Source organism: Zhaonella formicivorans, assembly GCF_004353525.1.
GTDB lineage: Bacteria > Bacillota > DUOV01 > DUOV01 > Zhaonellaceae > Zhaonella > Zhaonella formicivorans.
In genome coordinates this window covers 2,131,159-2,145,302 of the sequence record NZ_CP085524.1, presented here as the reverse complement: position 1 = coordinate 2,145,302, position 14,144 = coordinate 2,131,159, and the positions used below count along the sequence as shown (strand labels likewise).

The 14,144-nt window shown below is 46.6% G+C and carries 9 protein-coding genes; all 9 read left to right on the top strand.

Features of this window, described 5'->3' with window-relative positions; all coding sequences use genetic code 11:
- Positions 1-23: 23 nt before the first annotated feature.
- The gene (gene uvrA / locus EYS13_RS10510; RefSeq protein WP_227767886.1) at positions 24-2,906 is read left to right on the top strand and encodes an excinuclease ABC subunit UvrA; all 2,883 of its coding nucleotides are present in this window, start codon (positions 24-26) and stop codon (positions 2,904-2,906) included.
- Positions 2,851-4,722, top strand: coding sequence for an excinuclease ABC subunit UvrC (uvrC, locus tag EYS13_RS10505; protein ID WP_227762324.1), 1,872 nt, complete (start codon positions 2,851-2,853; stop codon positions 4,720-4,722). Before uvrA ends, uvrC begins: the two co-directional genes overlap by 56 nt.
- 179 nt (positions 4,723-4,901) lie before the next feature.
- Complete coding sequence (locus tag EYS13_RS10500; protein WP_227762323.1) at positions 4,902-5,702, top strand: Cof-type HAD-IIB family hydrolase; 801 nt, start codon at positions 4,902-4,904, stop codon at positions 5,700-5,702.
- Positions 5,703-6,024: 322 nt separating this feature from the next.
- Entirely contained in the window at positions 6,025-7,362 is a 1,338-nt protein-coding gene (locus EYS13_RS10495) for an ammonium transporter (RefSeq protein ID WP_277998190.1), read from the top strand.
- A gap of 17 nt (positions 7,363-7,379) precedes the next feature.
- Positions 7,380-7,718, top strand: a complete 339-nt coding sequence (locus EYS13_RS10490; protein ID WP_227762319.1) for a P-II family nitrogen regulator — start codon at positions 7,380-7,382, stop codon at positions 7,716-7,718.
- Between the two features lie 192 nt (positions 7,719-7,910).
- The gene (locus EYS13_RS10485; RefSeq protein ID WP_227762316.1) at positions 7,911-8,666 is read left to right on the top strand and encodes a phosphatase; all 756 of its coding nucleotides are present in this window, start codon (positions 7,911-7,913) and stop codon (positions 8,664-8,666) included.
- A gap of 284 nt (positions 8,667-8,950) precedes the next feature.
- The gene (locus EYS13_RS10480; RefSeq protein ID WP_227762314.1) at positions 8,951-9,982 is read left to right on the top strand and encodes a BMP family protein; all 1,032 of its coding nucleotides are present in this window, start codon (positions 8,951-8,953) and stop codon (positions 9,980-9,982) included.
- 453 nt (positions 9,983-10,435) lie between these two features.
- Complete coding sequence (locus EYS13_RS10475) at positions 10,436-11,170, top strand: PHP domain-containing protein (RefSeq protein ID WP_227762313.1); 735 nt, start codon at positions 10,436-10,438, stop codon at positions 11,168-11,170.
- 89 nt (positions 11,171-11,259) lie between these two features.
- Positions 11,260-14,100: a sigma-54-dependent transcriptional regulator gene (locus tag EYS13_RS10470; RefSeq protein WP_227762312.1), complete on the top strand. Its 2,841-nt coding sequence runs from the start codon at positions 11,260-11,262 to the stop codon at positions 14,098-14,100.
- The last annotated feature ends 44 nt before the right edge of the window (positions 14,101-14,144 follow it).

The following is a 14,144-nucleotide window of genomic DNA, read 5'->3' as shown; positions in this document are numbered from 1 at the left end:
CGCTGTAATCTGCGGAGGAATATATCATGAAAGACAAAATCATCATCAAAGGCGCCAGAGCTCATAATTTAAAAAATATAGATGTGGAAATTCCCCGGGACAAATTTGTAGTATTGACGGGACTAAGCGGTTCCGGAAAATCCTCTTTGGCTTTCGACACCATCTATGCCGAAGGGCAGCGGCGCTATGTGGAGTCGTTGTCGGCCTACGCCCGCCAGTTCTTGGGCCAGATGGACAAGCCTGACGTGGACTATATTGAGGGCCTTTCTCCGGCCATTTCCATCGACCAGAAGACTACCAGCAAAAATCCCCGCTCCACCGTGGGTACGGTTACTGAGGTATATGACTACCTGCGCCTGCTGTTTGCCAGGGTTGGCCATGTCCATTGCCACAAGTGCGGCAAGCCCATCAGCCAGCAGACCGTATCCCAGATGGTGGACCAGATTTTGAGTTACCCCGCAAGGACTAAAATCCAGGTTTTGGCTCCTGTGGTGAGGGGAAGGAAAGGCGAGCACCAAAAAATTCTGGAGGATATTAAGAAACAAGGATATGTCAGGGTCAGGGTTGACGGAGAAGTCAGGGATGTGACGGAGCCAATTTCCCTGGAGAAGAACAAAAAGCATTCCATCGAAGTTGTGGTGGACAGGATCATTATTAAAGAAGGCATTGAGAACAGGCTTGCTGATTCGCTGGAGGCTGCTTTACGCTTGGGCGACGGCATTGTGCAGATCGATGTGGACGGCAAGGAAGATCTTATTTTCAGCGAGAAGTTTGCCTGTGTGGATTGCGGCGTCGGCCTTGAAGAAGTTAACCCCAGGACATTTTCTTTCAACAGTCCCTATGGGGCCTGTCCGCAGTGCAGCGGACTGGGTTTTAAGATGGAAGTTGACCCGGGCCTGGTGGTTCCCAACCCTTCTCTGTCTATAGCCCAAGGTGCTATCGCCCCCTGGAGCAGCAGTACCAGCAACTACTATCCCCAGCTCTTGGCTTCTGTGGCCAAGAAATACCGGTTCAGCCTGGACACACCTTTTCGAGAGTTGCCGGAGGAAGCCAGGAGGGTGATTTTGTACGGTTCCGGCGAGGAAAAAGTTAAATTCAATTATAAAGACCAGTTCGGCAACAGCAGGGTTTTTGAGGTCCCCTTTGAAGGAGTGATTCCCAACCTGGAACGCCGCTATAAGGAGACCCAGTCCGATTGGTCCAGGGGTGAGATTGAGGAATATATGAGCACCACACCCTGCCCTGCCTGCAAAGGCGCCAGACTCCGCCCGGAAGCCCTGGCCGTAAAAATAGGGGGTAAAAATATCGATGAAGTCACCAGGATGTCCATCGATGCAGCGCTAAAGTTTTTTAACGGTCTGCAGCTGACAGAACGGGAACGGCTTATAGCCAGGCAGATCCTGAAAGAAATCAATGCCCGTTTGGGCTTTCTGGTGGATGTGGGTTTAAACTACCTTACCCTGAACAGGGCAGCGGGCACATTGTCCGGCGGTGAGGCTCAGCGGATCCGCCTGGCAACTCAGATTGGCTCAAGCCTGGTGGGAGTGCTGTATATCCTGGATGAGCCCAGTATTGGACTGCACCAGCGGGATAATGAACGTTTGATTGCCACCCTGAAGCACTTGCGGGATATCGGCAACACCCTTATTGTGGTGGAACACGATGAGGATACAATGCGTGCTGCCGATTACATCATCGACATCGGCCCGGGGGCGGGAGCGGGCGGTGGACAGGTAGTGGCAGCGGGTACTCTGGAGGAAATCAAGGCCAACCCCAATTCCATTACCGGCCAGTATTTGAGCGGCAGGAAGCGGATTCCGGTGCCCAAGTACCGCCGTCCCGGAAACGGCAAATGGTTGGAGATTGTAGGGGCCCGGGAGAATAATTTGCAAAACCTGAACGTAAGTATTCCTTTGGGATTGTTTAACTGCGTCACGGGAGTCTCCGGTTCCGGTAAAAGTACTCTAATCAACGAAATTCTGTATAAGAAACTGGCGGCTGAATTGCACGGCGCCAAAACAAAACCCGGTGAACACGATGAAATCCGGGGCATAGAGTACCTGGACAAGGTAATCGATATCGACCAGTCACCTATCGGCAGGACGCCCCGTTCTAATCCGGCAACTTATACAGGAGTGTTCGATGATATCCGCAGTACCTTTGCCATGACTAACGAGGCCAAGGTCAGGGGATATAAGGCCGGGCGCTTCAGTTTTAACGTCAAAGGCGGGCGCTGTGAAGCCTGTCGGGGTGACGGCATCATCAAAATTGAAATGCACTTTTTGCCCGATGTCTATGTTCCTTGCGAAGTATGCAAAGGCAAGCGGTACAACCGGGAAACGCTGGAGGTAAAATACAAAGGCAAGAGCATTGCTGATGTTTTAGAAATGACGGTGGATGAGGCAGTGGATTTCTTTGCTAACATCCCCAGGATCCACCGCAAGCTGAAGACCCTGCAGGATGTGGGCTTGGGCTACATCAAGCTGGGGCAGCCGGCCACCACCTTGTCAGGGGGTGAAGCCCAGCGGGTTAAGCTGGCCACGGAGCTGTCCCGCAGGACTAACGGAAAAACATTGTATATTTTGGATGAACCGACTACCGGTCTCCATGTGGCCGACATCCACAAACTGCTGCAGGTCTTGCAGCGGCTAACCGATGGCGGCGATACAGTGCTGGTCATCGAGCATAATTTAGATGTAATTAAAACAGCTGACTATATCATTGATTTAGGACCGGAAGGGGGTGCCGGAGGCGGAAGGGTTGTAGCCACCGGCACTCCGGAAGAAGTGGCAGAGGTGGAAGAATCCCACACAGGCCGTTTCTTGCGCAAAGTGTTGGAAGGTGAGCGGGATGACAGCTACCCGGAAGAGTATAATCAAAGAGAAATTGAAATTACTGCCGGATAAACCCGGTGTCTACCTGATGCGGGATGAGGCGGGAGAGATTATCTATGTGGGCAAGGCCTCGTCTTTAAAAAACAGGGTGCGTTCCTATTTCCGCTCGAGCTTAAGTAATGCCCCCAAAGTTCAGGCTATGGTCAGGCATATTGCCGACTTGGAGTGGATTATCACCGATTCGGAAGTAGAGGCTCTGATTCTGGAGTGCAACCTCATCAAGAAGCACCGTCCCAAATACAATATCAGGCTGGCCGATGACAAGCATTATCCTTATTTGAAGCTAACCACCAATGAGGATTATCCCCGCATTGTGGTTACCCGTTCCATTAAAAAGGACGGGGCCAGGTATTTCGGCCCCTATACCCGTTCAGGGGCTATGAATGAAACCTTAAGGCTTTTACGGAAGATCTTTCCCCTGCGCACCTGTTCCAACGAAACCTTGGCCAGGCAAACCAGACCCTGCCTTAATGCCCATATCAAACGCTGCCTGGGTCCTTGTACAGGTAAGGTGAGCAAGGAGAATTACCGGGAGCTGACCCGGCAGGTAATCCTCTTTTTGGAAGGCAAGCAGGAGGACCTGGTGAAAGCGTTGGAGGAGAGGATGAAACAGGCGGCCGAGAACCTTGAGTTTGAAAAGGCGGCGGAATTGCGGGACCAGATCCAGTCCATCCACCAGGTTATGGCCAAGCAGAAGATTATTTCCGCCGACTTGGAGGACCAGGATGTAATTGCCATGGCCCGGGGGAAGGGTGAAACCTGCATGCAGATCTTTTTCATCCGGGAAGGGAAATTAAACGGTCGGGAACATTTTTTTATGCAAGGCACCGATGACATGTCCAGGCAGGAAATTATGACGGCTTTTGTGAAGCAGTACTACAGCAATGCCGTGGAATATCCCCAAAAAATCCTGCTGCAGGAAGAAGTAGAGGACAGGGAATTAATCGAGGAATGGCTTTCGGCCCAGAAGGGCAGAAAAGTGAATTTACGCGTCCCGAAAAGAGGAGAAAAGCTGAAACTGGTAGAAATGGTAGCAAAGAATGCGCTGATGAGCCTGGAGGAGGAAGAGTTAACCCGCCGCAAGAAGCAAGTGATGACCAAAGAAGCGGTGCTGGAACTGCAGCGGGAACTGCAGCTGCCTAAACCTCCTTTCCGCATGGAGTGTTACGATATTTCCAACATCCAGGGCACCAACTCGGTGGGTTCTATGGTGGTCTTTGAAAACGGCGAACCCAAGACCGGGGATTACCGCCGGTTCCAGATCAAAACCGTCCAGGGACCTAATGACTTTGCCTCCATGCAGGAGGTTTTAACCAGGCGCTTTAAGCGCGCTCAGGAAGAATTGAATGAACTGGAGCAGGGGGGCAATGTGAAAGCTAAGTTTTCCAACCTGCCTGACCTGGTGATTATCGACGGGGGCAAAGGCCAGCTCAGCGCCGCCCGGGAAGCAATGAAAGCCTTAGGCGTTGGCCACATCCCTACCTTCGGTTTGGCCAAGGAGGAAGAGTTGCTTTTTCGGGAGGGAGATCCGGAGCCCATTGTCCTGCCCAGGAATTCGCCTGCTCTCTACCTGGTGCAGCGGATCCGGGATGAGGCCCATCGCTTTGCCGTAAGCTACCACCGCCTGCTCAGGGAAAAGAGGGCTTATCGTTCCGTTTTGGATGAAATCCCTGGCATTGGGCCCAAAAGGAAAAAAGAGCTGCTCAAAGCTTTTGGATCCGTCAAGCGCATCAGGGAGGCTACACTGGAGGAACTGGCCCAGGTGGAAGGCATGAATCAGGCGGCAGCAGCAGCAGTCCTCGACCATCTGGGGAAAAATGAAAGCTAGCCATCAGCTTTCAGCCGTCAGCCTTCAGCTTAAAACCGAAAATTGAACGTTTTTTTGTACTTGACAGGTTATAACAGTACTCAGTAAAATGTGCTGATAGCTGATAGCTGATAGCTGATAGGACTTATGACCAAATAGTAACGTTGATCTGCTAGGGTAGTCAGATAGGGGAGAAAAATATGTCTCGTTTTAAGTTGATAGCAATTGACATGGATGGTACTCTTTTAAACAATGATTTGGAAATATCGCCGCGGGTGGAGGAGGCCATTCGCCGTGTCAGGGAGCGGGATATCCATGTTACTCTCTGCACGGGCCGAATGTACGCTTCTGCCTTGCCCTATGCCCGGAAGATGGGGCTTGACCTGCCTCTGGTCACTTATAACGGGGCTTATGTGAAGCATTCCGGGACGGGGGAGATCCTTTACAACAGAAACCTGCCTGTGGAGCATGCCAGGGAAGTTTTTTTAAAAGCTAAATCATACGGTTTCCATGTTAACGTCTATTACCAGGACCGCCTGTATGTAGAACAGCTGACGGAAAGAGGAAAGATCTACGCCAGGACGGTACGGGTGCCTATTCATGTGGTGGATGACATGCTGGAATTCTTACGGGAAGATCCGATTAAAATTGTAGTGTTGGCCGAGCCTGGACAGTTGAAGGATCTTGAGGGGGAATTGGGTGCGGAATTTGGAGATAAACTGTATATTACCAAATCATCGTCCACATTCCTGGAAATTTTACATCCTGAAGCCACCAAAGGCAGGGGTTTGCAGGCGGTAGCCAGGTACCTGAATGTGCCCAGGGAATCCATTATGGGGATTGGTGACAGTTTTAACGACTTGGAAATGTTCAAGTACGCCGGTTTTGCGGTAGTCATGGAGAACGCCGAACCGGAGATTAAGAGCTTTGCAGACTACATCACCTGCTGCAACGATGATGACGGTGTGGCGGAAGCGCTGGAAAAATTAGTCCTGGTATAGAGGCTGTCTGTGAATTATGGTCATAAAAAATGTTTAAAAGTACTTGCAATTATTTGATAGCATGCTATAATAAAAAATCAATAAATGAATTTTTAAGTTTTAAGGGCAACGGCGTCCTCAGGATATCTGGGGACGTTTTTTTATTAATCTATCTTACTGTTTTGGCAACGGCGCCTTTTGGGAAAAGTAACCAAAAGGCGTTTTGCGTTTTTTGGGCAGTTTTGGCTATAAAACACGAAGAAAGGGGGTTGGGATTGAAAAGCAGCTTTTGTAACCGGAAGAATTTTTGCAAATCTAAAAAACAAAAAGAAAGGAGAGCGTGATGATGCTTAAAAATGTTTTGTTGCTGGCACTGATTGTATTATTTGTGTTAGCTATTCCCGGGGTTGCTTTGGCAGAGGGTGAAATTACACCGGAAAATAATGCTGTAGCCATTGATACAGTCTGGACTTTGTTGGCAACTTTTTTAGTCTTCTTTATGCAAGCGGGTTTTGCGATGGTTGAGGCAGGTTTCACCCAGGCTAAAAATGCAGGGAACATTGTGATGAAAAACTTAATGGACTTTGCTGTTGGGTCATTGGTATTCTGGCTGGTGGGCTTTGGTCTCATGTTCGGGCTGGATAAAGGCGGCCTGATAGGAACTACAGGTTTTTTAGCAACCAGCAGTTTTGAACATTTGGGCTTATCAATTCCCATCTGGGCTTTTTTGATCTTTCAAACCGTTTTTGCCGCCACTGCTGCTACCATCGTCTCTGGGGCCATGGCTGAAAGGACAAAATTTATTAGCTATATCATTTACAGCGTAGTAATTAGCGCCATTATTTACCCGGTTGTAGGACACTGGGCCTGGGGTGGCGGTTGGCTGGCTGAAATTGGTTTTATCGATTTTGCCGGTTCCACAGTTGTGCACTCGGTAGGAGGTTGGGCAGCTCTGGTCGGTGCTTTTTTGCTCGGGCCCCGTTTAGGTAAGTACGGCAAAGACGGCAAGGTAAATGTCATTCCAGGGCATAGCATAACTTTAGGGGCTCTTGGCGTATTCATACTTTGGTTTGGCTGGTTTGGCTTCAATCCCGGCAGCACCTTATCCGGTACAAATCCTTCCATTGCTTTAATTGCTGTAACCACTAATCTGGCAGCGGCCGCAGGTGCAACAATGACTATGATTTTTACCTGGCTAAGATATAAAAAGCCGGATGTTTCTCTTACCTTAAACGGTGCGCTGGCTGGCCTGGTAGCCATTACTGCAGGCACCGCATCTGTAACTCCGCTTGGCGCGGTTACCATAGGCTTGGGTGCGGGCATACTGGTTGTTCTGGCCGTTGAATTTATTGATAAGGTTTTAAAGATTGATGATCCCGTAGGCGCTATATCCGTGCACGCCGTGTGCGGCGCTTATGGTACGGCAATGGTAGGTTTGTTTGCCAGCGAGGGTGGATTGCTTTACGGCGGTGGCATTAGCCTGTTGGTAATTCAACTTACCGGTGTTATAGCAGTATTTGTTTGGACGGTAGTAACTTCAGCAGTACTTTTTGGAATCATCAAGGCTACTATTGGTTTACGTGTTAAGCAGGAAGAGGAAGAAATAGGCTTGGATATTGGGGAACATGGAATTCAGGCTTATGCAGGTTTTACAATGAATAGCTCAGTCGATGTCTTATAAACAGCGAGGTGAACTTGGTGAAAAAAATAGAATGCATTATCCGCTCTTCCAAGTTGGAGGACGTTAAAGAGGCTTTGGGTAAGACCTGGGTCAATGGAATGACAGTGACCAATGTCATTGGATGTGGTTTGCAGCAGGGCAAAACCGAATACTACCGTGGCAACAGTTACACAGTGAACTTGCTTCCTAAAGTAAAAATTGAAATTGTGGTAGCTGATGAGATGGTGGAAAAAATAGTTACTATCATCAGGAGAGAAGCCCGAACCGGGGAAATAGGAGACGGCAAGATATTTATCTATAACGTGGAAAATGCTATCCGTATCCGCACAGGGGAGTCGGGAGAAAGCGCCATTTAAAAAAGCTATCAGCTATCAGCCATCAGTTTTCAGCCTTTATTTGGTATGAGATTGTTATTTCTGAAATGATAGCATAGATTAATTAAAACTATATTTATTAATATTTGCTCTTGGGTTATTCTATAAGTGTTTGGATTATAAGCTGAGATAAGCTGATAGCTGAAGATTGAAAGCTGACAGGAGGGAATACCCGTGAGACTGGTGGCGGATCTGCATACCCACACCATTGCCAGTGGGCACGCTTACAGCACTATTAAGGAAATAGCTGAAGCAGCGCAGCAAAAAGGGTTGGAACTGGTAGCCATAACCGACCATGGCCCCAACGAGCCAGGTGCACCCCATTGGTATTATTTCGACAACCTGCCGGTGGTGCCTAAGCGGATAGCGGGGGTGGAGGTTTTAAAGGGCGTAGAGGCGAATATTATAGGCTGGGAAGGCGAGCTTGATTTGGATTTGGAAACGCTGAGCCGGCTGGACCTGGTGGCTGCCGGTTTTCACACCCGCGAGACCGGCAGCGTTGAAGAAAATACGCATACTATGATTAAAGCCATGGCTGGGGGACTGGTGGATATAATCGTACACCCCGGAAACCCGAGATTTGCCATAGATCCGGTTCGGGTTGTGGAAGCAGCCCAGAAATACGGTGTAGTCTTAGAGATAAATAACAGCTCTCTGACTGCAGGCAGTTTTCGTCGCGGCAGCCGCGGCAATTGTTTGAAAATAGCCCGATTAGCCGCCGAAGCAGGCATTATGGTGGTGGTTGGCAGCGACGCCCACTGGGCGGAAGACGTGGGTGAATTCGGGTTGGCATTGGAACTGCTGCTGGAAGCAGGTGTAAAGCCTGAGCAGGTTTTAAACACGTCAGTGGAAAAAATTAAGTCTTACCTGGAAAAACGCGGTCAATTACGCAGGCAAGCGCTGGCAGATGTGGAAAAGGGCCAGGCATAAAATTTGTGTCGGCGGGAGGAATTTTTGTAAAAAAGTAGAAGTAATAAATAAAAGTATAATTAAGTATAATTAAGCTCAGTAAGCTAGGTAAATACATCCTCTTGAGTTAAACCAATTTTAAATACTATTAAAGTAGGGTAGTTTTAGCTCAAGTCCCACTTAAGCCCAAGCCATTTTATTTTTGGTTTGGGCTTGTTTTATTTTATATAACCAAGGTGGTGGTCCATAAGGGGGTAAACAGGGTTTGGATGCTATACAAATTTTACAATGGGAGGTAATATTTCATGAAAAAAGGAAAGAAATTTTTGGCGCTTCTATTGGTATTTGTTTTGGCAGGAAGTTTGGTAGTCGGCTGCGGCGGACAGGAAAAGCAGAGCGGGGATGCTGCTCAGCCCAGTGAGCAGAAGGAGGAAACCCCATTTAAAGTTGCCGCTTTATTGCCCGGTCCGATTAACGACAACGGCTGGAATGCTTCGGCTTATGAAGGTTTAAAACTGGTTGAAAAGGAACTGGGGGCTGAAATTGCTTACCAGGAAAGCGTCCCCCAGTCGGACTTTGAAGAATCTTTCCGCGGGTACGCTTCTCAAGGCTATAATGTGATTATCGGCCACGGCTTCCAATTCGCCGATGCGGCCAAAAAAGTTGCTAAGGAATTTCCAAATACAACGTTTCTAATGACTGACAGCCAGGAGTTCCAGGAGCCCAACGTGGGTTCTTACAGTGTGTTGGCTAAAGAAGCCGGTTTCCTGGGCGGGGTTGTGGCAGCTGCTTATACCAAGTCGAATAAAGTTGCGATTGTCGGGGGACTTTCCATTCCTCCCGTTACAGGCATGATCGAAGGTTTCAAAAAAGGCGTAAAATATACTAACCCTGAAGTTGAAGCTTTAACCACTATAACCGGCAGCTTCGAAGATGTGGCCAAAGCAAAGGAAATGGCTAAAGTATTTATCCAACAGGGAGCAGACATTATTATGCACCAGGCTGACCAGGCAGGTCTGGGGGTAATCGAGGCAGCCAAAGAGCATAAAATACCGGCCATTGGCGTAATCAAGGACCAAAGCGGGTTAGCTCCGGACACCGTATTAGTGAGCGCTTTCCGTAATATTCCCGAAGGTGTTCTCTACATCGTCAAGCAAGTGAAGGATGGACAGTTTAAACCACAATTCTACCCGCTGGGAGTTAAGCAGGATGTTGTGGGACTCATTTGGAACCCGCAGCTGGAAGATAAAGTGCCGGCGGAAGCTAAAGCCAAGATCGAACAAATTGTAAGTGATTTAAAAGAAGGCAAAATTGATCTGGAGAGTTTACCCGAATAAGCAGGACAAACCGGTGCGGTGACGCACCGGTTAACTTGTAGACAAAACCAGCCCGCATGTATTATGGAGCGGGACTGGTTTCCCCAGCCGTCGGCAGCTATGCTGCCGGTAACGGCGTAGGAGCTTGTCCAGAGCGAAATAATACATGCGGGCTTAATAGTTTGTCGACGGTCTGACCGGTGCGGTGACGCACCGGTTTTTTTATGGCCGGAAAGTCAATAATAATTCTGAAGGCGTATAAATTAGCCATCAGCTTTCAGCCAGTAGCGTCGGCTTAAAAACTAAAATTAAGCGTTTTTTGTACTTGACAGGTTATAACCGTACTCAGTAAAATGCGCTGATAGCTGATAGCTGATAGCTGATAGCTGATAGCTGATAGCTGATAGCTGATAGCTGATAGCTGATAGCTGATAGCTGATAGCTGATTAATAAGAAAGCACGGGAGGAAAAAGGATGCGTTTTTTTGCTGATTATCATACCCACAGCAAGTATAGCGACGGGCGCGCTACAATTTCCGAAATGGCTAAAGCAGCCCGTAAGCAAGGTTTGGAGGAAATAGCCATAACCGACCACGGTCCCAGAAACATTGGGACCGGCGTTAAAAATACGGAGCAGTACCTGAAAATTAGGACAGAGGCACGGAAGGTTAGCGAGGAACTGGGCGATTTTAAAGTGTTATGCGGCGCCGAAGCCAATATTGTTGATCTGGAAGGCGGAATTGATGTCCCCAAAAAAATTTACCAGGAGCTGGATTTGCTCTTAGTTGGTTTACATCCTTATATACTCCCAAACGATCTGGAAACAGCCTGGGAGTATGTTTTAAAAAACAGGCTGCATAAACACCTGGGAGGAATAAGACGGAAAGTAGTTAACACCAATACCAAGACGCTGGTTGAAGCAATGTATAAACATGACGTTGATATTATTTCCCACCCGGGATTGGAAATGCCCTTGAATTTGGAGGAAGTGGCAAGGGCTTGTGCAGCCACTGACACTGCTTATGAAATTAATGTAGGCCATAATTATCAAAATCCAGCAGATATTGTGCAAGTGGCAAGACACGGGGTTAAATTTGTGGTTGACAGCGATGCCCATTTTACAGAAACCGTTGGCAAACTGGACAAGGGTCTAGCCCTCTTGACCCAAGCAAAAGTGCCCCCCGAGCAGGTACTGAACGCCAAGCCATAGCAGGGAATACTTTTTTTTAAGCGAATATCTGAAATATCTTTAAAAGAGAAATGAGCTAAGATCGTTGTTGACGGGGAGTGGGGAGAAGGATGACGCGAAAAGAAAAGGTGCTGCAAAAAGTTAAAGAATACACTATGGGATTAAGTTTGCAAGATTTGGCCCAAGATAAACCTGTAGGCTTAGACGCGACTAACATTGGCAGGATGATTGGGGTTAGCCGAAACAATGTGAGCAAGGAACTGGCCGCTTTAACCCGTGAAGGTATGCTTATAAGGGTAAAAGGAAAGCCTGTGCTGTATCTGGAAGTCAAAAGCTTGGAAATGATCCTGGGAAGAAAGTTACAGAAAGAGGAAAGAAACTGGCCCGCAATTTCTATTTTAATCCGGCAAAAGCAGCAGGTTAATAATCAACCCCGTAGGAAAGGTGCTCAAATCTCCGCTTTAGATGGCATTATAGGTGGACAGGGCAGTCTGAAAAAACAAATTGAGCAGGCAAAAGCCGCGATCTTATACCCGCCCAATGGGTTGCATACTTTTTTAGTTGGGCCAACCGGTGTGGGCAAAACAATGATTGCAGAAAAGATGTACCAGTTTGCAATAGAAACAGGCAGATTGAACCCCAATGCTCCCTTCGTTATTTTCAATTGCGCCGATTATGCGGAAAACACCCAGTTGCTCTTATCCCAACTCTTCGGGTATGTTAAAGGTGCTTTTACAGGTGCGGAAAGAGAAAAAACAGGTATGATTGACAATGCAGATCAAGGAGTCTTACTTCTCGATGAGGTACATCGGTTGCCTCCTGAAGGACAAGAGATGCTTTTTCACATTCTTGACAAAGGAATTTACAGGCGACTGGGCGAAACCGAAACTACCCGGAAAGCAAACGTTCTCATTATTGCAGCCACCACCGAAGATCCTCAAGTACGCATGCTCAAGACTTTTACAAGGCGTATCCCAATGGTAATTTCCCTTCCACCCCTCAAAGACAGGCCTTTAGAGGAAAGATTTCGTTTGGTAAGAAAATTTTTCAAAGATGAAGCCAAAAGGATTAAGGCTGACATAAAAATAGCTCCTGAAGCTCTGTACAGTTTGCTACTTTACGAGTGCCCAGGAAATGTAGGGCAGCTGAGAGGTGACATCCAGCTTATTTGTGCCGGTGCCTTCCTTGAATTTCATCTTAAAAAACAAAGCTGTTTAGAAATTAAATATGACTCTTTGCCGGTTTATATAAGGGAAGCCCTGCTTACCGATGATTATCGTAAAGCTGTCAAAGAGCCTCTATTTAAATATAATTATGAACTAATAATAAGCCAGGAAGAAGAGGATTTGGCGGCAGTAAATGAATTCAAAGAACATTTGGCCGAGTTTTATAAAGATCTCTGCTTAAATCTAAAAAAGATTTTTAATGAGTCCTTATGGAAAAAATGTATTAACGAACGAGTTCTCCAGGATGTCGGCAGACTTTTGCACCGTTTTTGGGAGAAGGTTAACCCAGGTACTTTGGCGGAAATTTTAGTATCTGAACAATCCTCATCAAAAATGTTGAACGCGGTAACTATAGCAGCTGACTTGCTGCAAAAGCAGTTAAAAAGGCCAGTAGGGAAAAGAGTGGTATACGGGCTTTGCTTGCATCTTTATTATTATTTGGAGCAGAGCGACGATTTCTTAAAGTATACTTTTACTTTTTTACAGCAATTGGAATATGAAGTGGGGGAAAGGAAAGTTGCTGCCTTTTTCAGGAGGATTATTTCTGAGGAATTAGGCAGGGAAATACCTGCTCCGGTAGAAGCACTAATTGCTTTGTTTTTGAAAATTGATGAGCACAAACTTGACCTTATAGATAGACCTGTTGGAATTTTAGTTCTGGCTCATGGTACATCCACTGCCAGCAGTATTCTTAAAACTGCCCATTCTATGCTGCAAACCGAACATGGTGAAGCTTTGGATATGCCTCTTGGATTAAGTATTGCTGACTTTCTTGAACAGGCTTGCCATAAAGTACGGGAGTTAAATACAGGTAAAGGTGTACTGCTATTGGTTGATATGGGCTACTTAATTACCTTTGCAGAAATTATTACCAAAAAGACAGGCATTTCTACAAAAGCCGTGGAGATGATTAGCACCTCTACAGTGATCGAAGCCATAACTAAGTCCCAGCTTCCATCAAAGACCTTAGAAGATTTGGTAAGGGAGTTGGAGTTTGTTAATCCTTATAAGTATTTTTTTACCGAGGTACGAAGGAAAAATTCAGCATCTACTTCACAGGTTATTTTGGTAACATGCATTACCGGCCAAGGAACTGCTGCCAAATTAGCCAATCTGTTAAAAAGCATAGAAACCTTAAAAAAACAAAATATTGAGGTGGTTGCAGTCAATGGCAGTGAGAAATACCTGCCGGAAGATAACATTAATGTCATTGCTGTTGTGGGTACTGTGGATTTAAAATTGCCGGGTGTTCCATTTGTTCCTTTGGAAGAGATTATAACAGGAACTGGTTTAAAACGGATTTCAGCTCTTGTAAACGCTATTCCCGAACAGGAATTTAAAATTGGTGAAGGATTTGAAGAGATTGTATTATCTGCCTTAGACAGGTTCCTGGAGTTTATGGATCCCATAAAAATTTTCAGGATGTTGGATTACGCAACCAAATACCTTGAGGAGGACATTCAATACAAGTTTTCAAAAAATATCTATTTGCGCTTTATGATTCACTGCGGGTGCATGGTTGAAAGAGTATTAAAGGGAAACATGCTGGCACATAAAAAACATAAAAGGGTATTAAAAGTAAATGAAACTATCTATGGCAGCTTGAAGCAAAGTTTTAGATTTTTGGAGGAAAGCCTAGCGATACAAATCCCTCCAGAAGAGCTTGCTTATATAGTGGAATTGCTTCTGGAAACAGAAACGCTAAGTGTCTCAAAACCTGTCTGATGAAAGTCTACTAATAAATCAGATTAAGTAATTTTTAAAATACA